The sequence below is a fragment of the Stenotrophomonas sp. GW821-FHT01H02A genome (assembly GCF_059422145.1).
The window spans coordinates 13,907-38,867 of sequence record NZ_JBWKWI010000007.1 but is presented as its reverse complement, the minus strand read 5'-3'; the positions used below and the strand labels follow the sequence as shown (position 1 = coordinate 38,867).

Annotated in this window: 27 protein-coding genes; 15 read left to right on the top strand and 12 right to left on the bottom strand. The window is 67.6% G+C overall.

Annotation, left to right across the window (positions count from 1 at the left end; all coding sequences use genetic code 11):
• Positions 1–183: 183 nt before the first annotated feature.
• Genes cyoA through AC07WC_RS11925 form a run of 7 tightly spaced genes read left to right on the top strand, consistent with a single transcriptional unit; the run spans position 184 to position 6,695 of the window.
• Positions 184–1,158: a ubiquinol oxidase subunit II gene (cyoA, locus tag AC07WC_RS11955; RefSeq protein WP_495210186.1), complete on the top strand. Its 975-nt coding sequence runs from the start codon at positions 184–186 to the stop codon at positions 1,156–1,158.
• A gap of 2 nt (positions 1,159–1,160) precedes the next feature.
• Positions 1,161–3,140: a cytochrome o ubiquinol oxidase subunit I gene (cyoB, locus tag AC07WC_RS11950; protein WP_495210185.1), complete on the top strand. Its 1,980-nt coding sequence runs from the start codon at positions 1,161–1,163 to the stop codon at positions 3,138–3,140.
• Complete coding sequence (gene cyoC / locus AC07WC_RS11945; protein ID WP_495210184.1) at positions 3,137–3,775, top strand: cytochrome o ubiquinol oxidase subunit III; 639 nt, start codon at positions 3,137–3,139, stop codon at positions 3,773–3,775. The genes cyoB and cyoC overlap by 4 nt, the downstream gene beginning before the upstream one ends.
• The gene (gene cyoD, locus AC07WC_RS11940; protein WP_495210183.1) at positions 3,772–4,125 is read left to right on the top strand and encodes a cytochrome o ubiquinol oxidase subunit IV; all 354 of its coding nucleotides are present in this window, start codon (positions 3,772–3,774) and stop codon (positions 4,123–4,125) included. The genes cyoC and cyoD overlap by 4 nt, the downstream gene beginning before the upstream one ends.
• The gene (locus AC07WC_RS11935; RefSeq protein ID WP_495210182.1) at positions 4,122–4,604 is read left to right on the top strand and encodes a copper chaperone PCu(A)C; all 483 of its coding nucleotides are present in this window, start codon (positions 4,122–4,124) and stop codon (positions 4,602–4,604) included. Before cyoD ends, AC07WC_RS11935 begins: the two co-directional genes overlap by 4 nt.
• Positions 4,601–5,170: an SCO family protein gene (locus AC07WC_RS11930; RefSeq protein WP_495210181.1), complete on the top strand. Its 570-nt coding sequence runs from the start codon at positions 4,601–4,603 to the stop codon at positions 5,168–5,170. Before AC07WC_RS11935 ends, AC07WC_RS11930 begins: the two co-directional genes overlap by 4 nt.
• Positions 5,171–5,207: 37 nt before the next feature.
• Entirely contained in the window at positions 5,208–6,695 is a 1,488-nt protein-coding gene (locus tag AC07WC_RS11925) for an MFS transporter (RefSeq protein WP_495210180.1), read from the top strand.
• 46 nt (positions 6,696–6,741) lie between these two features.
• On the opposite strand, the gene AC07WC_RS11920 is transcribed toward AC07WC_RS11925, so the two are convergent.
• Together AC07WC_RS11920 and AC07WC_RS11915 are read right to left on the bottom strand one after the other, a co-directional pair.
• The gene (locus tag AC07WC_RS11920; RefSeq protein WP_495210179.1) at positions 6,742–7,575 is read right to left on the bottom strand and encodes a class I SAM-dependent methyltransferase; all 834 of its coding nucleotides are present in this window, start codon (positions 7,573–7,575) and stop codon (positions 6,742–6,744) included.
• 85 nt (positions 7,576–7,660) lie between these two features.
• A complete protein-coding gene (locus AC07WC_RS11915; protein ID WP_495210358.1) occupies positions 7,661–9,001 on the bottom strand; it encodes an Nramp family divalent metal transporter in 1,341 nt (446 codons plus the stop codon).
• A 116-nt stretch (positions 9,002–9,117) separates the two neighbouring features.
• Here AC07WC_RS11915 and AC07WC_RS11910 point away from each other — a divergent pair, with 116 nt between their 5' ends.
• The 4 genes from AC07WC_RS11910 to AC07WC_RS11895 all read left to right on the top strand — a co-directional run bounded on the left by AC07WC_RS11910 (position 9,118) and on the right by AC07WC_RS11895 (position 12,670).
• Positions 9,118–9,888, top strand: coding sequence for a TspO-related membrane protein (locus AC07WC_RS11910; RefSeq protein ID WP_495210178.1), 771 nt, complete (start codon positions 9,118–9,120; stop codon positions 9,886–9,888).
• A 52-nt stretch (positions 9,889–9,940) separates the two neighbouring features.
• Entirely contained in the window at positions 9,941–10,918 is a 978-nt protein-coding gene (locus tag AC07WC_RS11905) for a zinc-binding dehydrogenase (RefSeq protein ID WP_495210177.1), read from the top strand.
• Between the two features lie 103 nt (positions 10,919–11,021).
• On the top strand, positions 11,022–11,678 hold the full coding sequence (locus tag AC07WC_RS11900) for an SDR family oxidoreductase (protein ID WP_495210176.1): 657 nt from the start codon (positions 11,022–11,024) through the stop codon (positions 11,676–11,678).
• 65 nt (positions 11,679–11,743) lie between these two features.
• Positions 11,744–12,670 carry a M14 family metallopeptidase gene (locus AC07WC_RS11895; RefSeq protein WP_495210175.1) on the top strand — a complete coding sequence of 309 codons (927 nt, stop codon included), beginning with the start codon at positions 11,744–11,746 and terminating at the stop codon, positions 12,668–12,670.
• On the opposite strand, the gene AC07WC_RS11890 is transcribed toward AC07WC_RS11895, so the two are convergent.
• On the bottom strand, positions 12,643–13,509 hold the full coding sequence (locus AC07WC_RS11890; RefSeq protein ID WP_495210174.1) for a LysR family transcriptional regulator: 867 nt from the start codon (positions 13,507–13,509) through the stop codon (positions 12,643–12,645). The genes AC07WC_RS11895 and AC07WC_RS11890 overlap by 28 nt on opposite strands.
• A 167-nt stretch (positions 13,510–13,676) precedes the next feature.
• On the opposite strand from AC07WC_RS11890, the gene AC07WC_RS11885 reads away from it, so the two are divergent.
• Both AC07WC_RS11885 and AC07WC_RS11880 read left to right on the top strand, forming a co-directional pair.
• Positions 13,677–14,048, top strand: a complete 372-nt coding sequence (locus tag AC07WC_RS11885; RefSeq protein ID WP_495210173.1) for a DMT family transporter — start codon at positions 13,677–13,679, stop codon at positions 14,046–14,048.
• On the top strand, positions 14,045–14,365 hold the full coding sequence (locus tag AC07WC_RS11880; RefSeq protein ID WP_495210172.1) for an SMR family transporter: 321 nt from the start codon (positions 14,045–14,047) through the stop codon (positions 14,363–14,365). Before AC07WC_RS11885 ends, AC07WC_RS11880 begins: the two co-directional genes overlap by 4 nt.
• Before the next feature lie 6 nt (positions 14,366–14,371).
• On the opposite strand, the gene AC07WC_RS11875 is transcribed toward AC07WC_RS11880, so the two are convergent.
• The 6 genes from AC07WC_RS11875 to AC07WC_RS11850 form a co-directional block, all read right to left on the bottom strand.
• A complete protein-coding gene (locus AC07WC_RS11875) occupies positions 14,372–15,196 on the bottom strand; it encodes an isocitrate lyase/PEP mutase family protein (RefSeq protein ID WP_495210171.1) in 825 nt (274 codons plus the stop codon).
• A 90-nt stretch (positions 15,197–15,286) separates the two neighbouring features.
• Entirely contained in the window at positions 15,287–17,464 is a 2,178-nt protein-coding gene (locus AC07WC_RS11870; RefSeq protein ID WP_495210170.1) for a TonB-dependent receptor family protein, read from the bottom strand.
• Between the two features lie 200 nt (positions 17,465–17,664).
• Complete coding sequence (locus tag AC07WC_RS11865; RefSeq protein ID WP_495210169.1) at positions 17,665–18,630, bottom strand: pyridoxal-phosphate dependent enzyme; 966 nt, start codon at positions 18,628–18,630, stop codon at positions 17,665–17,667.
• A 68-nt stretch (positions 18,631–18,698) separates the two neighbouring features.
• Positions 18,699–19,847, bottom strand: a complete 1,149-nt coding sequence (locus AC07WC_RS11860) for an MFS transporter (protein WP_495210168.1) — start codon at positions 19,845–19,847, stop codon at positions 18,699–18,701.
• Between the two features lie 11 nt (positions 19,848–19,858).
• Positions 19,859–20,638 (bottom strand): DeoR/GlpR family DNA-binding transcription regulator, encoded by a 780-nt coding sequence (locus AC07WC_RS11855; protein ID WP_495210167.1) that lies wholly within the window; start codon positions 20,636–20,638, stop codon positions 19,859–19,861.
• A 178-nt stretch (positions 20,639–20,816) separates the two neighbouring features.
• Entirely contained in the window at positions 20,817–21,725 is a 909-nt protein-coding gene (locus AC07WC_RS11850; protein ID WP_495210166.1) for a LysR family transcriptional regulator, read from the bottom strand.
• A gap of 102 nt (positions 21,726–21,827) precedes the next feature.
• On the opposite strand from AC07WC_RS11850, the gene AC07WC_RS11845 reads away from it, so the two are divergent.
• Positions 21,828–22,589 (top strand): SDR family NAD(P)-dependent oxidoreductase, encoded by a 762-nt coding sequence (locus AC07WC_RS11845; protein ID WP_495210165.1) that lies wholly within the window; start codon positions 21,828–21,830, stop codon positions 22,587–22,589.
• Between the two features lie 195 nt (positions 22,590–22,784).
• On the top strand, positions 22,785–23,087 hold the full coding sequence (locus AC07WC_RS11840) for a DUF3817 domain-containing protein (protein WP_495210357.1): 303 nt from the start codon (positions 22,785–22,787) through the stop codon (positions 23,085–23,087).
• A 15-nt stretch (positions 23,088–23,102) separates the two neighbouring features.
• Here the strand turns inward: AC07WC_RS11840 and AC07WC_RS11835 are convergent, their stop codons facing one another.
• From AC07WC_RS11835 to AC07WC_RS11825, 3 genes are read right to left on the bottom strand one after another with little or no spacing between them, the layout of a single operon-like run.
• Positions 23,103–23,426, bottom strand: coding sequence for a thioredoxin family protein (locus AC07WC_RS11835; protein ID WP_495210164.1), 324 nt, complete (start codon positions 23,424–23,426; stop codon positions 23,103–23,105).
• Complete coding sequence (locus AC07WC_RS11830) at positions 23,420–23,884, bottom strand: flavodoxin (RefSeq protein WP_495210163.1); 465 nt, start codon at positions 23,882–23,884, stop codon at positions 23,420–23,422. Before AC07WC_RS11830 ends, AC07WC_RS11835 begins: the two co-directional genes overlap by 7 nt.
• Before the next feature lie 13 nt (positions 23,885–23,897).
• Positions 23,898–24,938 carry a ribonucleotide-diphosphate reductase subunit beta gene (locus AC07WC_RS11825; protein WP_070425230.1) on the bottom strand — a complete coding sequence of 347 codons (1,041 nt, stop codon included), beginning with the start codon at positions 24,936–24,938 and terminating at the stop codon, positions 23,898–23,900.
• Positions 24,939–24,961 lie beyond the last annotated feature (23 nt).

The window sequence follows — 24,961 nt, the reverse complement described above, 5'->3', positions numbered from 1 at the left end:
TGGTACGCGCGCGGCGGGACAGGGCTGCGACAGTGTGTCGCATCATGTATGGATCATGTCGTTGCCTAACGTACGCGGCTGCGGCGGGCACCCCCCATGCATATCGGTCATGCAGGGGGGTGTTCGCCACTTTTCATGATCCGGGCCGCCCGGCCCGGCACTGCGTTGGAAGGGCCGTCACGCATGAACCCCGCTACACACTCCGCTCGCCGCGCCACGCTGGCCGGTCGAGCCCGCGCCGGACGCTGGTTCGGCCTTGCAGCGCTGCTGCCACTGCTCGCCGGGTGCAGGAACCTGGAACTGTTCAATCCCATGGGCAGCATCGCCGAGCAGGAAATGCAGCTGATCCTGGTCTGCACGGGCCTGATGCTGCTGGTGGTGATCCCGGTGATCATCCTCACGCTGTACTTCGCGTGGCACTACCGCGAGTCCAACAAGAAAGCCACCTACGCACCCACTTGGTCGCACTCCACCGCGATCGAAGTGGTGGTGTGGACGATTCCGTGCCTGATCGTGGTCGTGCTCGGCGTGCTGATCTGGAAGAGCACCCACGCGCTGGACCCGTACCGGCCGATCGAATCGGACAAGGCACCGCTGCGCGTGGAAGTGGTCTCGCTCAACTGGAAATGGCTGTTCATCTACCCGGACCACAACGTAGCCACGGTCAATGAGCTGGTGATGCCGGTCGATACGCCGGTCGCCTTCAAGCTGACTTCCGAGTCGATGATGAATGCCTTCTTCGTGCCCCAGCTGGGCAGCATGGTCTACACCATGCCGGCGATGCAGACCCGCCTGCACCTGATCGGGCATACGCCCGGCACCTACGCCGGCATGTCTTCGGCGTACAGCGGCTCGGGCTTCTCGGACATGAAGTTCGATGCGCGGGTGGTGACGGCGGCGGACTTCGACCAGTGGCTGGCGCAGTCGCGTGGCACTGCCGTCCATCTGGACCAGGCCCGCCTGGCCGAGCTGGAGAAGCCGACCCACGGCGCGCCGATGCAGCGCTTCGCCAGCGTGGATACCGGCCTGTTCGACAGCATCCTGCGCCGCTACGGCGGCATGCCCGACGACGAAATCTGCCTGCCCGGCGAAGAACCCGGCGCGACATCCCAACTCGTAAGCCTGGCCGCGTCTGCCAGCCGTACCGCGGAGAACTGATTGTGCTTGGAAAGTTGAACCTCGAAGCGATTCCCTACCACGACCCGATCATCATGTCGGCGCTGGTGGGCTCGCTGCTGCTGGGCGTGGCGATCGTCGCGGCCATCACGTACTACAGGAAGTGGGGCTATATCTGGACCGAGTGGATCACCTCGGTGGACCACAAGAAGATCGGCGTGATGTACATCATCCTGGCCCTGGTCATGCTGGTGCGCGGCTTCGCCGATGCGCTGATGATGCGTGCCCAGCAGGCCATCGCCGCCAATGACAGCGCCGGCTACCTGCCGCCGGAACACTACGACCAGATCTTCACCGCGCATGGCGTGATCATGATCTTCTTCGTGGCCACCCCGCTCATCGTGGGCCTGATGAACATCGTGGTGCCGCTGCAGATCGGCGCGCGCGACGTCGCCTTCCCGTTCGTCAACTCGCTCAGCTTCTGGCTGTCGGCGGTGGGCGCGGTGCTGGTGATGCTGTCGATGTTCGTCGGTGACTTCGCGGCGACCGGCTGGGTGGCGTATCCGCCACTGTCCGGGATCGAGTACAGCCCCACGGTGGGCGTGGACTACTACATCTGGTCACTGCAGGTCTCCGGCATCGGCACCACGCTGACCGGCCTGAACTTCATCGTCACCATCCTCAAGATGCGTGCACCGGGCATGGACCTGATGAAGATGCCGGTGTTCACCTGGACCGCGCTGATCACCAACATCCTGATCGTGGCGATCTTCCCGGTGCTGACCGCGACCCTGGCGCTGTTGACCATGGATCGCTATTTCGGGATGCACTTCTTCACCAACGACGCCGGCGGCAACGCCATGATGTACGTCAACCTGATCTGGATCTGGGGCCATCCGGAAGTCTACGTGCTGATCCTGCCGTGCTTCGGTGCGTTCTCGGAGATCATCGCCACGTTCTCGGGCAAGCCGCTGTTCGGCTACCGCTCGATGGTCTATGCGACCTCGTCGATCGGCATCCTGTCGTTCTTCGTATGGCTGCACCACTTCTTCACCATGGGCTCGGGTGCAAACGTGAATGCCTTCTTCGGCATCATGACCTCGATCATCTCGATCCCCACCGGCGTGAAGCTGTTCAACTGGCTGTTCACCATGTACCGCGGGCGGATCCGCTACCACTCCTCGACGATGTGGACGATCGGCTTCATGGTCACCTTCGCCCTGGGCGGCATGACCGGCGTGATGCTGGCGATCCCGGGCGCGGATTTCGTGCTGCACAACAGCCTGTTCCTGATCGCGCACTTCCACAACGTGATCATCGGTGGCGTGGTGTTCGGCTGCCTGGCCGGCATCAGCTTCTGGTTCCCGAAGGCCTTTGGTTTCACCCTCAACGAGCGCTGGGGCAAGATTTCGTTCTGGTGCTGGCTGGTCGGCTTCTACCTGGCCTTCATGCCGCTGTACGTGCTCGGCTTCAAGGGCATGACCCGTCGCATGAACCACTACGGCGTGGAAGGTTACCAGCCGTGGCTGATCGTGGCCGCCATCGGTGCGCTGGTGATCGCGGCCGGCATCGCCGCGATGTTCATCCAGTTTTATGTCAGCGTGCGTGACCGCAAGGCCAACATGGACCGCACCGGCGACCCGTGGAACGCGCGCAGCCTGGAGTGGGCCACCTCTTCGCCGCCGCCGTTCTACAACTTCGCCACGCTGCCTGCGATCACCTCGCTGGAACAGCACTGGGACGACAAGCAGCACGGCCGGGCCTGGCAGCGCCAGGACAGCTACGAGGACATCCACATGCCGCGCAACACCGCCTCGGGCGTGGTGATCTCGGTGTTCAGCCTGGTGCTGTGCTTCGCTCTGGTCTGGCACATGTGGGTGCTGGCCGGCATCGGCCTGATCGGCGTGATCGCGACCTTCGTGCTGCGCTCGTACGACCGTGATGTGGACTACTACGTGCCCGCCGCCGAGGTGAAGCGCATTGAAGACGCGCACTTCGCGCAGATGGAAGGAGCCAAGGCATGAGCGGCGATACCCTGACCGCTGCCACGCAGCACGGGCAGCTCGCGGCCGGTCATCACGACCCCGCCCACGCGCACCACGACGATGGCAGCAAGACCGTCGTCGGGTTTTGGATGTACCTGATGGGCGACTGCCTGATCTTCGCGGTGCTGTTCGCCACCTTCGGCGTGCTGCTCAACGGAACGGCCGACGGCCCCAGCGGCAAGGAACTGTTCAAGCTCGGTTTCGTGCTCTCCGAAACGGTGGTGCTGCTGCTGAGCAGCTTCACCTTCGGCCTGGCGATGCTCGGCATGCAGGCCGGCAGGCGCAACCAGGTGGTGGGCTGGCTGGCCGTGACCGGCGTGCTCGGTGCGGTCTTCATCGGCATGGAGCTGTATGAGTTCGCCGAGCTGATCCATGAAGGCGCGACGCCGGATGTGAGTGCCTACCTCTCGGCGTACTTCACGCTGGTGGCCACCCACGGCCTGCACGTCACCTTCGGCCTGCTGTGGCTGGCGATCATGATCCACCAGGTACTGAAGTTCGGCCTGGACGGCATCGTGCGCCGCCGCCTGGCGTGCCTGAGCCTGTTCTGGCACTTCCTGGATCTGATCTGGATCTGTGTGTTCACCTTCGTCTACCTGAGGGAGTTTGTATGAGCGCGAACGCGCCTGATGCCGATCACGGTGGCAGCCACGCCACCCTGACGGGCTACATCCTCGGCCTGCTGCTGTGCCTGGTCCTGACCGGCGCCTCGTTCGGCGTGGTCATGACCGATCTGGTGCCGCAGCCACTGCGGCTGACCGCCATCGTGGTGCTGTGCGTGGTGCAGCTGGTTGCCCAGCTGGTGCTGTTCCTGCATATCGGGGCAGGGCGCAGCCAGCGTGAGAACACCGGCATTTTCCTGTGCACCGCGTTCCTGATCGCCATCGTGGTGGCCGGTTCGCTGTGGGTGATGCACAACGCCAACCTCAACATGATGCCGATGCAGATGTCGGGCACGCCATGAGCCGGTCATCCTGCGCTGCCATGCTGGTCGGGCTGCTGCTGTCCTCTCCCGTGATGCCGGTGGTGGCTGCGGCCCCGCAGGGCCACACCGCGGCAACGGTGTCGGTCAGCGAGGCGTGGGTCCGCGTGCCACCGCCGGCGGCAAGCGTGGCGGCCGGGTATGTACAGCTGCATAACGGCGGCGGGGCGGACCGGCTGCTCTCGGCCGCGTCCTCGGCATTTGCCGACGTGCAGATCCATGCCATGCGCACGGACGGTGACGTGATGCGCATGCAGGCGCTGCCCGATGGCCTGGCCTTGCCGGAGGGCCAGACCGTCGGGCTGCAGCCCGGCGGCTACCACCTGATGCTGCTCAAGCCGAAGCGGCCGCTGTCGGCCGGGCAGACCGTGCGGGTGACGCTGCAGTTCGCCCGCAGCGCACCACAGGTGGTGGACTTCAGCGTGCGTGATCGCCTGGCGCCGCACGGAGCAGCGAAGTGACCCGCTGGTTGGGCGCCGGCATCGTCATCCTGGCGTTGCTGGCCGGCTGCACCGACGATCAGGCGCCGGTGATGGGCCAGGCAGCGCTCGGCGCCGTCAGACTGGAGAGCAGCGACGGCCGCACGCTGGCGATTCGTGATCTGCAGGGCAAGCCCACGCTGCTGTTCTTCGGCTTCACTCATTGCCCCGAAGTGTGCCCGCTGAGCCTGGTCAAGGCGGTGCAGATCAAGCGGCTGCTGGGTCCAGCGGCAGGGCAGCTGCAGGTGGCTTTCGTCACCGTCGACCCGCAGCGCGATACGCCCGCGCACCTGCGCGAGTACCTGGCGGCTTTCGATACGACGTTCCTGGGCCTGGCCGGCGACGAGGCGGGTACCCGCGCCATTGCCGAGAGCCTGGGCGTGAGCTATCGCCGGGTCGGCGAGGGCGACACGGCAACCTTCGAGCACACCGCCTCGTGGTTCCTGCTCGGTGCCGACGGGCAGCTGCAGGACGTCTATGGCTATGCGATGAGCGAGCAGGCCATCGTTGAGAAACTGCGGATGCGGCTGGCGGTGGCCGGCGGATGAGCTGGCTGACCGCCACGACCCGGGGGATTGCGCTGCCATGAACCGTGCAGGCGCGCACCGCGCGGACGCTGTCCTGCTGCTCGGTTCGGCCGGGTGTGCACTGACCGTGCTCGATACCAATGTGGTCGGCGTGGTGTTGCCGACCATCGCCCGCGATCTGTCGGCCACCTTCGCGGACATCGAGTGGGTGGTCAGCGCTTACGTCCTGTGCTTCGCCTCGCTGCTGTTGCCCGCCGGCACCCTGGCCGACCGGATCGGGCGTCGCCGCCTGTTCCTGATCGGCTTGAGCCTGTTCGCACTGACCTCGGTGGCCTGCGGGCTCGCCGGCACCGCCATGGCCCTGTACCTGGCACGGGCCGGGCAGGGCGCGGCGGCCGCCTTCATGCTGGCACCGGCGCTGTCGCTGATCGGCCACGCACACCAGAGCCCGGCATCGCGCGCGCGTGCCTGGGCGATCTGGGGCGCGATCATGGGGCTGACCATGGTGCTCGCGCCACTGATCGGCGGTGCCATCGCCACCTGGGCAGGGTGGCGTTGGGCGTTCCATATCAATCTTCCCCTGTGCCTGTTGCTGGCCGGCCTGAGCGTGGTCTTCGTGCCCGAATCACGCGATCCGGTCAGCCGCCGCATCGATGTGCCGGGCGTGTTGCTGTTCGCCGGCAGCATGCTGTGCTGGACCTGGGCTTTGATCCGCGGGCCGGTGGAGGGCTGGGGCAGCGCCGCGGTGCTGCCGTGGCTGTTGGCCGGCACCGCATTGGGCGCCGGCTTCACCGGGGTCGAGCAGCGCCGTGCCCAGCCCATGCTGGATCTGCGCCTGTTCCGCGCGCCGGCATTGGTCGGTGCGGTGCTGGCAATGTTCGCCTACGCCGCCTGCGTACAGGTGATGGCCTCGTTGCTGCCGTTGCTGCTGCAGAACGCCCGCGGTGACAGCGTGCTGCAGGCCGGCGTGCACATGCTGCCGTTCGCGCTGGCGATGCTGCTGCTGCCGTTCGTGGGCCGCCGGCTCGGCACGCGATGGGCGTCCGGTCGGATCCTGGCGCTGGGGCTGGGCGTTGCCGTGATCGGCAATCTCGGCATCGCGGCGGCGCTGTGGCAGCACAGTCAGCTCGGCCTGCTGCTGGCGATGGCGGTGCTCGGCAGTGGGGGCGGCCTGCTCAATGGCGAAACCCAGAAGGCGATCATGAGCGTGATCCCGCCGGACCGCGCCGGCATGGCCTCGGGCATCAGCACCACCGCGCGCTTCTCCGGCATCCTGATCGGCTTCGCCACGCTGGGCGCGGTGCTGTCCAGCCATGTGCGCGAGGCCGCCCGCGGCGCGCTCAGCGAGGCTGGGCAGGCAGGCTCGCCCGCACTGATCGAGCGCGTGGTGGTCGGTGAACTGTCGGTGCCGGGGGCGGCCCACGACAGCCTGACGCTGCTGGCGCGGCAGGCCTACGCAGACGGCGCCGGGTATGCGTTCGTGACCGCGGCGGCGATGGCACTGGTGGCGATGCTGCTGACCCGCACGCTGATGGCCAGGCGCTAGAAGGCCCAAAGTCGACGTCCGCGCATGGCGCGGAGCCGGCCGGCGGTCACCACGCGCGGGCGCGCACGTCCCAGCAGGCGGCGGTAAACGTCACCGAATCGCCCTCGACGAACGGCTCGAAGGCATGCAGCACTGCGTCGAGCACCTTCGTTCGGACGTCCGCAGCAAGGTCGCCGTTGCGCAGTGCGCTCCCGACCGGGCCCAGCAGGGAGACGTACGTCGCCAGATCCGCGCGGTCGATGCGGCACACGGCATCCAGCGGCAGCACTTCGATCTCCTCCCAGCCGCCCGCCCTCAGGATCTGCTCGACCCGGGCCTGGTCGGCAAACGCAAACTGACCCGGTGCGCCCGGCTGGCGCGGTGGCAAGCTCAGCCAGGGGGCCGCGGCGCGCTCGGCCGTGGTCATGAAGGCGTTCTCGTCCTGCCCGCGCCAGGCCAGCGCCTGCAGCACCCCGCCGCGTCTGGCGGCGCGCTGCAGCTGGCCGAACGCCTGCACCGGGTCATCGAAGAACATCACCCCGAAGCGCGACACGATCCGGTCCAGGCTTCCCGGGGCGAACACGTGCTGCTGCGCGTCGGCGACGATGAACTCCACGGCCAGTCCGGCACGCTGCGCGCGCTCACGCGCCAGCGCGATCATCGGGGCGGAGATGTCGATGCCGGTGACGTGTGCATCCGGACCCAGCCGTCCGGCCATGCCCAGCGCGACCGCGCCGGTGCCGCAGCCCACATCCAGCACCTGCGCGCTGAGGGCCGGCACGAGGCTGTCGAGCAGGTGGGTGGTCAGCGGCGCGAACATCTGGTCGAGAATCCGCTGCGCGTCCACCCAGGCCTCACCGGCCGGGCCATTCCATAACGCGTGCTGCGAGGTGTCGGTCATTGCATGGCTCGGTCTGGGCTTGCCAGTGGGAGAGGGAGGATGCACTGTGCCACCTCAACCAACGTTGAGGTCAAGTGCGCAGGGCTCAGCCCCGCCACACATCCACCAGCAGCTTCACGTTCAACACGATGATCAGCCCGCCGATCAGCCACGACAGCACGATCAGCCAGCGCGGCGCCACCAGCGCGCCCATCTTGGCCTTGTCCGAGACGAACCGCACCAGCGGCACCACCGCGAACGGCAGCTGCATCGAGAGCAGCACCTGGCTCAACACCAGCAAGCGTGCGGTGCCTTGCTCGCCATAGATGGCCGTGACTACCACCACCGGCACGATCGCGATGCCGCGGGTAATCAGCCGCCGCGCCCATGGCGCGATCCGCAGACGCAGGAAGCCTTCCATCACGATCTGGCCAGCCAGCGTCGCGGTCACGGTGGAATTGATGCCCGAGGCGAGCAGGGCGACCGCGAACAACGTCGAGGCCAGGCCAACGCCCAGCATCGGTGCCAGCAGCTCGTAGGCCTGTTCGATCTCCTGCACGTCGGTACGGCCGTGCGCATGGAATACCGCAGCGGCCAGGATCAGGATCGAGGCGTTGATGAACAACGCCAGCATCAGCGCGATGGTGCTGTCGGTCACCGCCCAGCGCAGCGCACTGCGGCGCCCGGCATCCGTGCGCGGGTAGGCGCGGGTCTGCACGATGGAGGAGTGAAGGTACAGATTGTGTGGCATCACGGTGGCGCCGATGATGCCGATCGCCAGGTACAGCGCCTTCGGATCGGTCACCACCTGCGCGTGCGGTATGAAACCGGCCAGCACCGCCTGCAGCGGCGGTGCGGCGATCAAGATCTGGATCGCGAAGCAGCCGAAGATCACCAGCAGCAACGCGATCACGAACGCCTCCAGCGCGCGGAACCCACGGTTCATCAGCAGCAGGACCAGCACCACGTCCACCGCGGTGATGATCGCGCCGGCCAGCAGCGGGATGCCGAACAGCAGCTTCAGGGCGATCGCCGTGCCGATCACCTCGGCCAGGTCGCAGGCAATGATCGCGATCTCGCACAGCAGCCACAGGCCGAGGTTCACCGGACGCGAATAGTGGTCGCGGCAGGCCTGGGCCAGATCGCGCCCGGTCGCGATGCCCAGCCGCGCCGACAGCCCCTGCAGCACGATCGCCATCAGGTTGGAGAGCAGGATCACCGAGAGCAGCAGATAACCGAACTGCGCGCCGCCGGCGATGTCGGTGGCCCAGTTGCCCGGGTCCATGTAGCCGACCGAGATCATGTAGCCCGGGCCAAGGAAGGCCAGCAAGCGGAACCACCAGTGGCCGCCGCTCGGGACCGCGACGCTGGCGTTCATCTCGCCCAGGCTGGGCGTGTGCCCGGCCGAGGACGGCCAGGCGGGGGAATTCTCGGGGCGGCGTTGGATGTCCACGGGCACAATATAGCAGAGGCTATGTTAGTAAGGCTTTGCAATCTGCGGCCTCCCAACGCCTTAACCCTGAACCGCGTATCGTCACCGCTCTTTTCAGATGGAGTGGGTGCATGCGTTGGATCGTGTTGTTGGCCGCATTGGCCATGCCCGTGGTGGCGTGGTTGTCCCAGTCCGGCATGTTCGGCCCGACCAACGGTGCAGTCTCCGACCAGTACCCGACGCTGCTGGTCGCCGCCGGGTACGCCTTCGCGATCTGGGGCCTGATCTTCCTGTGGGATGTGCTGTTCGGGTTCTGGCAGCTGCGCCTGCGCAAGCCGGACATCACCCGGGTTCGCCCGTGGGCTGCCGCCGGCTTCGCGCTGACCGCCGCCTGGATGCCGGTGTTCTCCAACCAGTGGTTCCTGCCCGCGCTGGCGATCATCTGGGCGGCCTTGCTCTGCCTGATCGTGGCCGCCTACCGCGCCTCGCCGGTCACCGCCCCGGGCGGCCAGCGAGCGTGGGCCGCGTACCCGCTGGGCCTCCACGCTGGCTGGCTGTCGTTGGCGGCCTACCTCAACACCGCCCAGGTCATCGTCGCCTACGGCTGGCTGCCGACCGACAACATGCTCGGCTGGAGCCTGGTGCTGCTGGTCCTGGCCACGCTGCTGGTGCTGGTGGTCAACCAGCTGCTGCGCGGGCACTTCGCGTATCCGGCCGCGGTCATCTGGGCGCTGGCCGGCATGTACGTCAAGCAGTCCGGCTGGGATCTGCCCGGCGCAGCCAACATCGCCACCCTGGCGCTGGTGCTGATCATCATCGTGGTGATCCAGACCGTGTGGCTGCGCGTGCGCGCCTGGCGCCAGCCGCGCGCCATCGTTGCCGCGCACCGTCATCGCCGTTGATTCTTTTTTGTAGGAGACCCCTCATGAACATGTTGATGAAGGAGCGCGGCTGATGCGCGCTGCAATACACACCACCTTCGGTGACCCGACCCAGGTCCTGCACGGCGGCGACGTGCCGCAGCCGGCCCCGGCAGCCGGCGAGGTGCGTATCCGCACCGTGCTGGCGCCCATCCACAACCACGACCTGTGGACCGTGCGCGGTCAGTACGGCTACAAGCCCGAGCTGCCCGCGGTCGGTGGCAGCGAAGGCACCGGCGTGATCGATGCACTGGGCGAGGGTGTCGACGGCCTGAAGGTCGGCCAGCGGGTCAGCGCTGCCTCGGTGCATGGCACCTGGGCTGAGTACTTCATCGCGCCGGCGCGCATGGTCATCCCGATGCCGGACAGCATCGATGACAACACCGCCGCGCAGCTGATCGCGATGCCGCTCAGTGCCCTGATGCTGCTGGAGTTCCTGCAGGTGAAGGAAGGCCAGTGGATCCTCCAGAACGCCGCCAATGGCGCGGTCGGCAAAGCGCTGGCGATGCTGGCCAAGGCGCGTGACGTGCACTGCATCAACCTGGTGCGGCGCGACGCCGGTGTGGCCGAGATGGCCGGACTCGGCATCGACCACACCCTGTCCACCGCGCAGTCCGACTGGATGGCACAGGTGCAGGCCACGGTCGGCAAGGCATCGATCGCCGCGGCCGTGGATTCGGTCGGCGGGCGCGCCAGCAGCGAGTTGATGACGCTGCTGGGCGACGGCGGCACGCTGGTGTCGTTCGGCTCGATGACCGGCGAGCCGATGCAGCTCAGTTCGGGCGATGTGATCTTCAAGCAGGCCACGGTGAAAGGCTTCTGGGGCAGCAAGGTCAGCCAGGCCATGGCGCCGGACGACAAGCGCCGCCTGGTCGGGGAACTGCTGCAGCTGGCCGCGCGTGGTGGGCTCAGCCTGCCGGTGGACGGTGTGTTCGGGCTGGATGAGGTGGCCGATGCCGCCAAGGCCAGCCTGGAGCCGGGCCGTAACGGCAAGGTGCTGCTGCGCCCCTGATGTACACGGTAGAGCCGACCGGTGGTCGGCTGCCGTTGATCGGATATCGCGATAGCCGACCAACGGTCGGCTCTACCTGTCCGCGCGTAAGAGGAGAACCGTCTTGAGCAATGTCTTCATCGTCGGCGCCGCCGGCAAGGTTGGCCGTCATCTCGTCACGCAGCTGGCCGACAGACAGCATCGCGTGCTCGCGCTGCATCGCCGCGCCGGGCAGGGCGATGAGCTCAGCGCGCTGGGGGCTGCGCCGATCTCTGGCGACCTCAGCGCCATCGACGTGGATACGCTCGCCCGCAGCATGGCGGGCAGCGATGTGGTGGTCTTCACCGCTGGTGCGGGCGGCGCCGGTGTGGAGGTGACCAACGCCATCGATGGTCGTGGCCTGGCGCTGGCCGTGGATGCCGCCCGGCAGGCAGGCGTGCGTCGTTTCCTGCTGGTCTCGGCATTCCCGGAAGCCGGCCGCGACAAGGCGATGGGCGAGGGCTTCGAGAACTACATGACGGTCAAGAAGCGCGCCGATGTGTATCTGGCCGCGACCGATCTGGACTGGGTGATCCTGCGCCCGGGCACCTTGAACGATGCAGCAGGCACCGGCCGCGTCGCCGCAGGCCCGGCGATCGCCTACGGCGACATCCCGCGCGCCGATGTCGCCGCCACGCTGGTCGCGCTGGTGGAGCAGCCGGAGGTGCGGCGCACGATCATCGAGCTGACCGAAGGCAATCAGCGTGTCGATGAAGCGATCGCAGCGCTTGCCCACGCGTAAGCGGGGCCGCCCGGTGCGGCAGTGGTAAAATCGCGCTTCCACACCGCAACACAGACGAGCACGCCATGAACGACGCCTCCTTCTATCCCATCGGTATCCCTGGCCAGCCCTGGGGCGCTGCGGAGAAGGTGCAGTGGCGTGCGCGACAGGTGCCGCAGCGGCGCTATGCCGATGACGTGCTGCCGGTGCTGGAGGCATTGCGCAGCCGCTTCGATGTGAGCCAGTACGGCACGCTCGATTACGCCCCGGACCAGTACCCGCTGTTCGCCGTGCGCAGTCGCGACTGGAACCCGGCGCTGCCGACGATGCTGGTCACCGGTGGCATCCACGGCTACGAAACCAGCGGCGTGCAGGGCGCGCTGCAGTTCCTGCAGACCCGCGCGGCCGACTATGCCGGCCGTGCGAATCTGCTGGTCGTGCCCTGCGTCAGCCCGTGGGGTTATGAGCGCATCCAGCGCTGGAACGCCGATGCCATCGATCCGAACCGTTCCTTCATGGCCAACAGCCCCGCCGCCGAATCGGCCGCGCTGATCGCCCTGGTCGCGCCGCTGCGCGGCAGCATCGTGATGCATATCGATCTGCACGAAACCACCGACACCGATGAAACCGAGTTCCGCCCGGCCTTGGCCGCGCGCGACGGCAAGCCGTTCGAACCGGGTCTGATTCCGGATGGCTTCTATCTGGTGGATGACACCGAAAATCCGCAGCCGGCGTTCCAGACCGCGGTGAACGCGGCCGTCGAGCGGGTGACCCACATCGCCCCGGCCGACGACAAGGGCGAGATCATCGGCTCGCCGGTGGTGGCCCCGGGCGTGATCGAATATCCACTGGAAAAGCTCGGCCTGTGCGCCAGCGTCAGCGGTGCCACGTACACCACCACCACCGAGGTGTATCCGGACAGCCCGCGCGCCACCCCGCAGCAGTGCAATGACGCCCAGGTAGCGGCGATCTGCGCGGCGATCGATTACGCGTTGGCGGCACCCAGGAACTGATCCAGCAACCACAGCGCCGCTGGGCCCAGCGGCGCGCCCTTGCGCCACACCGCATCGGTGGAGACCAGCCGCGGCCAGCCGGGCAGGGGCAGCTCCACCAGCATGCCCCTGCCGTACCGCTGCACCAGGGCGCGCGGCAGTTCGGCCCAGCCGAAGCCGTCTTCGGTCATCTCCAGCACCATCAGATAGTCCGAGGCTGACCAGGTACGCCCGCGCGCGTGGCCCTCACGGCAGGCATCGCCGCTCAGGCAGATCTGCCGGTGGCTGGCCAGGTGTGATTCCTCCGGCGCGGCCAGCGCCGCCAGCGGGTGATCGCCGGCAACGAACACCGCCATTTCCGCACGCAGGGGCAGGGCGCGCACCGCCAGTCCGGACGGGTAGGAGGACTGATGCGGGATCAGCCCGAGATGTGCGCGCCCGCGCTGCACGACATCAAGCACATCGCTGCCTTCGGCATCCAGCCACTCCAGTTCGATATCCGGAAAGCGCTGTTCGAACCGACGCAGCAGGTGCTGGTCGGGGTTGAGCTGGTAGATGTCCGAGAACACCAGGCTCAGGCGCGGCTCCACCTCATCGGCCAGGCGGATGCTGAGCTGCTCCAGGCGGTCGGCGGCGGCCAGGATCTCCTGGGCATGGCCGAGCACTTTGCGGCCGTCTTCGGTCAGCACCGGATAACGGCCGCTGCGGTCGAACAGGGGCAGGCCCAGGTCGGCCTCCAGCGTGGCGATCGCCGTACTGATCGTCGACTGGGTTTTCTTCAGGCGGCGTGCCGCGGCGGAAAATGAGCCAAGTGCCGCAGCTTCGACGAAGGCGTGCAGGGATTCCGGGCCATAGCGCATGGATGTATCGCCTTTGTCGATGGATTCCATCTTGGGAATGATGGAAACGACGATGATAATGGGCGCGTCGCTTGGGTGCAGCGACGCACGCGCATCCGCCATCCCGGCCGATGCCCCGGTGCCCGGCGTTCCGTCGGCGCGCACCGGCCGCAATCAAGGAGCTTTCCATGCACACACAGGTGCATTCGCAACCCCGTGCCCGCGGCGGCCTGATCGCCTGGGCCTGCCTGACCGTGGCGATCGTCGCCGAGGTGGTCGGCACTTCGTTCATGGCCGATGCCGCCCGTCATGGCGGCTACCTCGGCTATGCGGTGATGGCCGCGGCCCTGGCCATTTCGTACTACTTCCTGGCGCTGTCGGTGCGCGGCATCGCGGTCGGGGTCGCCTACGCGGTCTGGGAAGGCCTCGGCCTGACCCTGCTGACCCTGGTCGGTGTTTTCGTGTTCAAGGACAGTTTCTCGGTGCAGCAGATGATCGGGCTGGCGATGGCGGCGGTCGGCATCGTCTGCGTCACCCTCGGCGAGGAGCACACGTCATGAATCTCACCGCCTTCCTGTTCGTGGTCTGCTCGGCCCTGATCGACATCGCGGCCAACATGATGGTTGCCAGGTCCGATGGTTTCCGTAAGCCGGCCTGGGGCGTCGCCGCGATCGTGCTGGTCTGGATCGCCTTCGCAATGCTCGGCCAGGCGGTCAAGACCCTGGATCTGGCCACGGCCTATGCGATGTGGGGCGCCATCGGGGTGATCGGTACCGCCCTCTGTGGGCGCGTGCTGTTCGGCAACCGCCTGCGCCCGATCGGCTGGGTGGGCATCGCGCTGGTCACCGGCGCGGTGGTGGTGCTGTCCAGCCACTGACCGCGGTCAGCGGAACAGTTGATTCAGCGCTGCCCCGGAGGCCGCATCGGCGAAACCGTCGAAGCGGCCTTCGTCCCTCAACAGTTGCGCCGCGCGCATCATCCCGCCCCAGGCAGTGCGCGCCATCGCACCGCCGACGCTGACCCGGCGCACCCCCATCGCCGCGATGTCCTGCAGCGTGAACGGCAGCGCGCTGCCGACCAGCAGGTTGACCGGCCGCGGTGCCACCGCCGCCACGACCGCCTCGATCTGCTCGCGGGTGCTGATCCCCGGTGCGTACAGACAGTCCGCGCCGGCCTCGGCATAGGCGCGCAGGCGGGTGATCGCATCGTCCAGGTCGGGGCGGCCGACGAAGAAGTTCTCGGCGCGGCCGATCAGCAGCACGTCCTCACCGGAGTCGTCGATCGCGCGGCGCGCGGCGCGCACCCGGGCCACGGCATCGTCCAGCGTGCGCAGCGGATGGGCCGGGTCGGGGCTGGCATCTTCGATCGAGATGCCGGCCACGCCGGTGTCGATGGCGAGCGTGACGTTGCGGCCAACCTCCTCCAGGAGCCCGAAGCCATCGCCGAAATCGGCATTCAACGGCAGTGGGGTCGCGCCGGCGAGGCTGCGCAGGTGCGCAAGCGTCTCATCCAGCGTCAGCGTGCCATCGGCCTGGGCCTGGCTCCATGCATGGCCCGAGCTGGTCGAGGCCAGTGCCTGGAAGCCGAGGCTGTGCAGGTAGCGTGCGCTGCCGGTATCCCATGGATTGGGCAGCACGAAGCAGCCGTCTTCATGCAGCGCGCGGAAGGCCGCACGGCGGGGGCGGGGGTCGAAAGACAGGTCCGTCATGGTGCGCATCCGGCAAGGCAGTCACCCGATGGTAACGCCAGCCGCCGCGCGACTGCGCGGCCGTGCGGTCCGCGCAGCAGGTCAGGTCTCTCAGAACGCGAGGGTGCCCTGCAGGTACAGCGTGCGTGGCTGACCGACGAACTTGCCGCCGTTGTTGTCGGTGGAACGCGTGTAGTAGCGGCGGTCGAACAGGTTCTTGACCCCGATCGCCAGCTTCAGATCGTGCAGCTCTGGCCCGAAGTCGTAGCCGGCGCGCACGGCGACGGTGGAGTACCCGGGGATGTCGCCGAGGCGACCGGTCGGGTCTTCCTCGGTCACATAGGTCGCGCTCGGGTTCGGGGTGCCCGGCGAGCGCTGGCCGGACTGGGCGAACACATCGGCGTTGAAGGTCCAGCGGTCGATCGCATAGCGCGCGCCGAACGAGCCGACATTGCGCGAGTACAGCGGCAGATCCTTGCCGGCGAACGCACCGGCGCGGGCGGTGGCTTCGGTCCAGGTGTAGGTCATCGACAGCTGCAGGCCGGTGAGTGTGTCGCTGAGCTGGCCCATGTCGTAACGCAGCGCCGATTCCGCGCCGCGGTGCCGGGTCGCGCCCAGGTCGGTCCACATGCCTTCGCCGACGATCGAGCGGGCCAGCTGCAGTTCCTTGTCGAAGTCGACGTTGAACAGGGTGAACTCACCGCTCAGACCGCTGCCGTTGTAGTGCGTGCCCAGCTCATAGGTGGTCGCCGATTCCGGGTGCAGGCCCTCGGTGGTCGAGGCCAGCTGGCTGTACTGCTGCGGGCCGAACGACTTGCCGCCATTGGCGAACAGGGACCAGTGATCGCTCAGGCGGTACAGCACCGACAGCGTGGGCAGGGTCTCGCGCGAGTCGATGCTCGGGGTCAGCACGCTGGTGACCGCGCCACTGGTGGCCAGGTTGGTCACGGTGTTGAAGGTGCGGATGTCCTCCACACGCACGCCGGGGGTGATGGTCCAGTTGCCGATATCGATGCGGTCATCGATGTAGAACGCATTCGCGGTCGTGCCACCGCGGCTGGTCTGGTACGGCAGCAGCGGCAGATCGAAGCCGGCCACCGCAGCGTCCGGGCGGTAGTAGCTGGTGCGCGAGGCCATCTCGCTGCTGGCTTCCTTCAGGTAGCGGTAGCCCACGCTCACTTCCTGCACCACGGTGCCGGTGGTGAACAGGCGCGAATAGCGCGGCTCCACGCCCAGGTAGTGGTAGCTGCGCGGCGCGGCGGTGAGGCGGCGCTGGCCGCTGGTGGCGCCGGTGCCGTCCTGCTCGATGTAGCTGCCGCGGAAGGAGTCCACGTAGTAGCCCAGCACCTCGATATTGTTGGTGCCGTCGCTGTAGCTGTATTTCAGCGAGCCATCGCTGCGGCGCCCGTTGAACACGTCATACGGGCGGGTGGACTGGAACGGATCGGCGGCGTATTCGGCGGTGGTCAGGCCACCGGGCATGCGCCCGCTGCCTTCGAAGTGGTGCAGCGACATCGCCAGGTCGCCCGCGCTGCCCAGCGCATACGACGCCTTGAGCAGGACGTCGTCGATATCGGTCTTGTCGTTGCTGCTGCGCCAACCGTCGCCGTGGGTGCCGGAGTACAGCAGCGCCGCGCCGAGCCCACCGTCGCTGGTGCCGCCCAGGAACAGGCTGGGGACGGTCTTGACGTTGCCACCCTGGCCGTACATCTCCGAGGCGAAGCCCAGCGAGCCGGCGAAGTCCTTCGGAATCGCGCGGGTCACGAAGTTGATGATGCCGCCCACGTTCTGCGGCCCGTACCGGACCGAGCCGGCACCGCGCACCACGTCCACCGATTCCAGGTTGCCCAGCGCGACCGGGGCCAGCGACAGCTGCGGCTGGCCATACGGGGCATACGACATCGGCACGCCGTCCATCAACACGTAGGAGCGGGGCGACAGGCGCGAGGTCAGGCCGCGCACGCCCACATTGAGCGACACATCGCTGCCGCCGGTGCCATTGCTTTCCTGCACCTGCACACCGGGAATCTGGCGCAGCACGTCACGCACGCTGGTCGAGCCACTCTCGGCGATGCGCTGCGCCTCCACGATGCTGCGCGCACCGGGGTGCTCGAGCAACTTGGCTTCGGTGGGGTTGTCCAGCCAGTTGCCGGTGACCTTGACCGTGTCCAGGTCCGTGGCGCTGGGCGCGGCGGTCTGGGCTGCCGCCAAGGGCGGGGCGCTGGCCAGAACCAGGCCGATGGCGGCCGCGATCGCGGCGAGGGTGGGGCGTGCGGGGAGGGTGTGCATGCGTACGGCGGTCCGGGTCGGGCAAGGGCAGGTCGCGCGTGCGCGCCTGGGAAAAAGCCGGCGGATCGTACAGCAAATACGAATCATATTCATTATCGAGGGTGAGGCGATGACCCGGACGCCTTGCCGCGCGCAGGTCTGGCCCTCGCCGATCACCGACGCGCCCCTGCAGGCGGCATGCGCGAGGTCGATGGACGGGTTCAGTCGCCCAAGGTGCGCCGTTGCGGGTGGCCGAACAGCCCTGGCAGGCCACCCGAATGCAGGAAGACGATGCGTTGGTCGCGTGCCAGGCTGCCGTCGTCGAGTGCCGCGAGCAGGCCGGCGAAGGCACGACCGGTGTAGACCGGATCGAGCACGATGCCTTCCTGGCGTGCGATCAGTTGCAGTGCCCGTCGGACCGGTTCCGTGAGATGGCTGTAGCCCGCTCCGACCTGATCGTGACGGATCTGCAGCGGAGCGGTGAACGCGGTGCCGCCCAGCCCGTCCAGCAGCGCGCGCACGGCGGCATCGGGATCGGGCACCGCACCGGTATCCACACCCAGCACCCGCGGCGCGCCCAGCGCATGCACCAGCCCGGCCATGGTGCCGCCCGAGCCGACGGCGACGACGACCTGGGCCAGGTCCGGTGCCTGCGTGAGCAGTTCCTGCCCGGCCTCCACGTAACCCTGTGCAGCGATCACGCTGGAGCCGCCGAAGGGAATGAGGGCGGCGGTGATCCCCTCGTTGCCGAGCGCTTGCACTTCCGCCAGCGCGCGCGCTTCCAGCGTGGCGGCGTCGGCGTCACCGGCCCAGACCAGGCGCGCGCCGAACAATGCATCCAGCACCAGATTGCCCTCGGGGGCCGGCTCGGGGTTGCCGGCCAGCACCAGCACGACCGGCAACCCCACGCGCGCGCCGGCGGCGGCCGTCAGCCGTGCGTGGTTGCTCTGCGCGGCGCCGACGGTGACCAGGGCCTGTGCGCCTTGGGCGCGCGCGGCGGCCAACGAGTACTCCAGCTTGCGCAGTTTGTTGCCGCCACCGCCCACCCCGCCGATATCGTCGCGCTTGATCCACAGCGCGTCGTCGGCCAGCCCAAGGTGCCGGGCCAGACGCGGCATCGGCTCCAGTGGCGAGGGCCAACTGGCCAGCCGGAATGGGACAAGCGGGACGACGGGCGAGGCAGACATGCGGGGACTCCATGGATGGCGCAAGGCGACAGTCTAGGGAGTGCGGGGCTGGGCTGCACTGTGTTGCCTCAGGCCCGCACCCACCGCGCGCACAGCCCCACCAGCACCAGCGTCACCGCCACCGCGCTGAAGGCGAACACCAGGCTGCTGGCCTGCGCCACGAAGCCGATCAGCGCCGGGCCGGCCAGCACACCGGCATAGCCAAGCGTGGTGATCGCCGGGATGGCCAGGCTCTCCGGCATGACTTTCTGGTTGCCGGCCATCGAGAACAGGGCCGGGACGATGTTGGCGCAGCCCAGGCCGACCAGGGCATAGCCGCACAGTGCCAGCGGCATCCAGCTCGCGAAGGTGGCCAGAGCGAAACCGGACGCGGCGACCAGGCTGCCGATCAGGATGGAGCGATGGCGGCCGAGCCTGGCCACCACGCCATCGCCGACCAGCCGGGTCACGGTCATCGCAATGGCGAAGGCCAGGTAGCCCAGGCCGGCGCGCGAGGGATCGACCTGCTGCACTTCATGCAGGAACACCGCGCTCCAGTCCAGCACCGAGCCTTCGGCCAGGAACGCCACGAAACACAACACGCCGATCGCCAGCACCACGCCGTGCGGCACCGCGAACATCGGCGCATCGCTGGGCGCCTTGTCGGTCCGCCAGTACGGCAGCGAGATCGCCAGCAGCGCGGCCATCACCGCCGAGGCCAGCAGGCACACCAGCCATGGCGGCAGGTGGAACGCCAGCAGGCCGGTCATCGCGCCGGCGCCCACCGCGCCGCCGATGCTGTAGAAGGCGTGGAAGCCGGACATCATCGGCCGGCTGCTATCGCGCTCCACCATGATCGCCTGCATGTTCATCACACAATCGCAGGCACCCACGCCGGCACCGAACACGAACAGCACCAGGCCCAGGGTCAGCGGCGAGGGCGCGATCGCCAGCAGGGGCAGGCTGGCGATCACCATCAGCAGCGTGGCGATCATGACCGCACGGCAGCCGTGACGTGCGGCGAGCATGCCCGCGATCGGCATCGCCAGCAGCGAACCGGCGCCCAGGCACAGCAGCACCAGGCCCAGTGAGCCCTCATCCAGGCCGGTGCGGTTCTTGGCGAACGGAACCAATGGCGCCCAGGCGGCGGTAGCGAAGCCGGGCAGGAAAAAGGCCGCGCGGGTGGCGTGCTGCTGGCCGCGGGCGAGGAAGGGCGAGGGGGCGGAAACGGTCGACATGGATCGGGACCTCAGTGCTGGGCGGTGCGCTGGACAGCGACACCACGACGCTCGAACGCCGCGACCTGTGCGGCCGGCGCGTCGGCCTCGACCACCAGCACATCGATCTGGTCCACATCACCGATCCGGTGTGAGGCCTGCGCACCCAGCTTGTCGTTCGTGGCGACCACCACGCAGCGGCTGCTCGCCGCGAGCAGCGCGCGCTTGAGCGTTGCCTCCTCACCGTCCACGGCCCAGATGCCGGCCTCGGCGTCCACCGCGCACGTACCCACGAAACAGACATCCACCCGCAGCGCGCGGATCGCCTCCAGCGCCTGCGCGCCCACGGTCGCGCCGATGCGTGGGTCCATGCGACCGCCGACCAGGCTGACTTCGATGCCCGGGCGGGCCATCAGCGCGAGGGCGATATCCGGGGCGTTGGTCACCACGCGCAGGCCTTGGTGCTCGGGCAGGCAGCGCGCGATCACGGTATTGGTGGAGCCGGCATCGAGAAAGACCAGTTCATCCGGCAACACCTGGGTTGCTGCGACCCTGGCCAGGGCGAGCTTGCGGTCGTGATCCTTCTCATGGCGCTCGGCCAGTGCCGGAAAGGCAGGCGCGGCGGGCAGCGCGCCGCCATGTACCTTGCGGCAGAGGCCCTGCGCCGCCAGTTCCCGCAGGTCGCGGCGGATCGAGTCCTCCGAGACCTGCAACTCGACGGCCAACTGGGCCGACATGACGCGGCCGTGTTCGCGCAGCAGGCGCAGGATGGTCTGTTGGCGCTCGCCCGGCAGGGCGTCCTGGATCGTCATGGGAAACCTCACGTCTGGAGCGGAAAGGCAGGGCGCAACATGCAAGGAAGTGCACGAAGTTGCGCGGATGCGCCCGAATGGGTCGCTGACTGTACCAGATTGTGAGTGATTGCGTGCGCATATATGCCGATATGAGCGTGAAGGTGCGGTTTCAGTCGACATCACGTCGCCGATGCGGTCACGTCCGCTGCAACAGCTCCGGCCGGATCACCGCTGCCGCCCAGTCCATGAAAGCGGCGACCCGGCGCGGCAGATGGCGGCGCTGGGCGTACAGGAGCGTCACCGGCATGGGTTCGGCCACGCAGTCCGGCAGGATCTCCACCAAGGCGCCGCTGGCCAGCGCCTGGCGGACCCCTAGCCGGGGCACCTGGATGATGCCCAACCCGGCCAGTGCAGCAGCGGTATACCCATCGCCGCTGTTGACGGTCACCGCGCCGCCCATCGGCAGGCTGCGATACCCCTCGCCGTCGCGGTATTCAAATCCCGGCGAGCGCTGGCCCAGGGTGCCGACGTAGTGGATCAGCGCGTGGCCGGGCAGATCATCCAGGGTGACCGGCGTCCCGCGCGCTGCCAGATAGGCGGGACTGGCGCAATTGATGATGGGCAGCTGCCCCAGCGGGCGGGCGACCAGGGTGTTGTCGTCCAGCGGGCCGACCCGCAGCACGCAGTCGAACCCCTCGCGGATCAGATCGACGCGGCGGTCGGTACCGCTCAGCTCGATCTCCACCCCGGGATGCTGGGCGAGGAAGCCAGGCAGCTGTGGGATCACCAGCTGCCGGGCCAGTCCACTGGACATGTCCACGCGCAGGCGGCCCTTCAACTGGCTGGTATCGACCCGGAACATGCCCTGCAGGTCATCCATCTCCTGCAGCAGATCGTGGGCGCGGGCCTGGAACTGGGCACCATCGGCGGTGAGCTGCACCCGGCGCGTGGTCCGGTGCAGCAGCTGCACGCCAACCTCGGCCTCCAGGCGCTGCACCGCCAGCGAGACGCTGGCCTTGGGCAGGCCGAGGCTGTTGGCCGCGCCGGTGAACGAGCCCAGTTCGGCGACCCGCAGGAAGCGGCGCAGTTGATCGAGGCGATCCATCGATTGTTCGTAATGTATGGACAGTCAAATCAGCATCCGCCGATTTATGCAGCCCTGCAACACCAATACGCTGGTCTCCCACTCCCAAGCAGGTGCACTGACATGAGCAAGGCAACCCGAGTCGTTCTGATCACCGGCGGCAGCCGCGGCCTCGGCCGCAACGCCGCCCTCGCACTGGCGGCCGATGGCGCCGACATCATCCTCACCTACCGCAGCCAGGCCGAGGCCGCCCAGGAGGTGGTCGCCCAGGTCGAAGCCCTGGGTCGTCGCGCTGCGGCCCTTCCGCTGGACATGGCCGCCAGCGCCGGCTTCGCGGCGTTCGCCGGCGACGTCCGCAGCGTGCTGGAGGGCTGGGGCGAGACCCATCTGCAGGGGCTGCTCAACAACGCCGGCGAAGGCCTGCACGCGATGATTGCCGACACCACGGTCGAGCAGTTCGATGCACTGGTCGCCGTGCATCTGAAGGGGCCGTACTTCCTGACCCAGGCTCTGTTGCCGCTGATGGCCGACGGCGGGCGCATCCTCAACGTGTCCAGCGGACTGGCGCGGTTCTCGCTGCCGGGCAGTTCGGCCTACGCGATGATGAAAGGCGGCATCGAAGTGTTTACCCGTTACCTGGCCAAGGAGCTGGGCGCACGCGGCATCAGTGCCAACACGCTGGCTCCGGGCGCGATCGAGACCGACTTCGGCGGCGGCCGCGTGCGCGACGATGCGCAGGTCAACGCGATGGTGTCGTCGGTGACCGCGATGGGTCGCCCGGGCAAGCCGGATGACATCGGCCCGGTGGCGGTGGCGTTGCTGTCGCCGCAGACGGCGTGGATCAATGCACAACGGGTGGAAGCATCCGGCGGCATGTTCGTCTGAGGGGCTGGTGGCCGCTCGGCCAACGGTAAGTCGCGACCGTTGGTCGCGACGCCTTCCCTCGTGACGCCATCCCTCGTGACGCCATCGTGCATGGCTGAGAATGATTCGCAGCAAGTACGTTGGCTGGCTATGATGCGGGTCCTTTCCGTTACGAGCTTGAGCCCCGCCTTGAAGAGTGCACTGCCAATCAGCCCCATGGGCCGCGTGTTCGCCACGGTGGCCTTCATTGAAGCCTTGACCTGGGCAGGCCTGTTGATCGGCATGTACTTCAAGTACCAGGCGGCCGACCCGACGCCGCTCGGCGTCAGGATCTTCGGACCGATGCACGGGGTCGCCTTCATGGTCTACGTGGTCGTCTCCGTGCTGGCGGCGATCCGGCTGCGTTGGCCGTGGTGGGCGGCGTTGCTGGCGCTGGCCGCGGCGGTACCGCCGCTGGTGACCCTGCCGCTGGAGGGGGGGTTCAAGCGGCGCGGGTTGCTGTCCACGCCGGTGCGGTGACGTACTCGAGGTCCTTCACCCAGCCCCCAGCACCGCCAGGATCTGCTTCGGCGACTGGAACCCGGCCAGCCGCGCTGTTTCGTGACCGTCGCGCACCACCATCAGCGTCGGCGTCTGTCGCAGCCCGAGCTGCCGGAACAGACCTTCACCCACCGTTTCCAGCTTGACCTTCAACAACGTCATCCCCGCGTCCGCCACGGCAGCAGAGACGCTGGCCAGCGACATCTCCAGCATCCGGCACCCGGGGCAGTCGTCTTTGTAGAAATCCACCAGCAGGACCGGGTGTTCGCGCAGGGCGGCGTGGTAATCCTCAGCGGTCTGTGCGTGCAGCGTCAGCATGTCGTTGATGTCTCGATAAAGGCCGACACGGTGTCGGTCCAGTGGTGGATGGCATGGGTGTCTTCGGCGCCGTGCGGCATCTGCTCGATCTCCAGCACCGCGCAGGGGGAGCCGAAGAACCGCGCCAAGCGGTGCGCGGCACCGCAGTAATACTCCTCGCCCCATTGGGTCTCGCCAGTGCCGAACACCGCGACCGGGAACGGCAAGGGCAAGCCGAAACGGTCCCGCAGCGCGGCCACGCAGTCTTTCATCTCCGCCGGCGTGCGCCCGGCGTTGTCGGTCCACGAGCCAAGCAGGCACAGCGCCGGTGCCTCACCGGGCAGCGGCAAGGCCACGTCGCCGGCATCGACGTCGAGCCAGTCAACGTGATGCCCCAGCGCTTCGCAGCGCGCCCGGATCAGCGTCGCCACCTCGCGGGTATTGCCGCTCAGCGAGGCGAAAGCCAGCAGGATGTTCATCTGCCCGTGCGCCTTACAGATCGTCGAAACCATTGTCCGAATTGGTCTTCTTGTAGCTGGCATTACGCATCTCGAAGAAGTCGGTCTTGGTCTCGGTGAAATTGTCGGCGTACGCCTTGATCCACGGCATCACGTTGACGTTGGTCTCGCTGTACAGCTTCTCGATGCCGAGCATGCCGGCCATTTTGTTGGCGCGATACTTCACGTAGCGGATCATCTCGTCCACGTCGATGCCGTCGATGCCATCGAGCACTTCACCGGTCCAGCGCGTCTCCAGCTGGATGGCGTGCTCGAAGGCCTCGTGCACGTAGGCGGTCAGCTGCTCGCCCTGCAGGGCCGGGTTCTCGCCGATGATGGCGCGGATCAGCTCGCTGATGAACTTGGTGTGGGCCAGCTCGTCGCGGTTGATGAAGCTGATGATCTTGCCGGTGCCGGTCATGCGGTTCTGGCGGACCAGGTTGTAGAAGAACGCGAAGCCGGAGTAGAAGTTGATGCCCTCCAGGATCGAGGACTGGATCAAGGCGCGGATCAGCGTCTCGGCGGTCTTCTCGCGCATGAAGTCGTCGTAGGACTGCATGATCGGCGCATTGCGGGCGAGGATGGTCGGGTGCGTGCGGGCGATCTCGAACACGCGGTTCTGGTCGGCCAGGCCGGCGATCGAGGCCAGCACATAGCTGTAGCTTTCGTTGTGGATCACCTCCTGCTGGCCGATGATCGCCGCGTTGGCGTGCGCGGCCGGGTCGGTGATGTACTCGGCGACGTTGTAGATGAAGCGCGTCTGCGGCGAATCCAGCGTGGCCAGCAGGCCGATGATCGAATCATAGGCGTTCTTCTCGCGGGCATTGAGCTCGCCGTACTGGCGGGCGTCGCCCTTCATGTCGACTTCGTCGGGAATCCAGAAGTTGGTCGAGAGCTCCTTGTACGCCCGGTAGAAGGACGGGTAGGGGATGTCGTTCCAGTTGAGGATGCCGCTGGTGCGGCCATTGATGATGCCGGTGGAGCGGTTGGGGTGCCGCGGTTCGAGGATCTTGATGCGTTCGAGGGGGATGGCCATGGGGTGTGTCCTTGGTTCTCTTC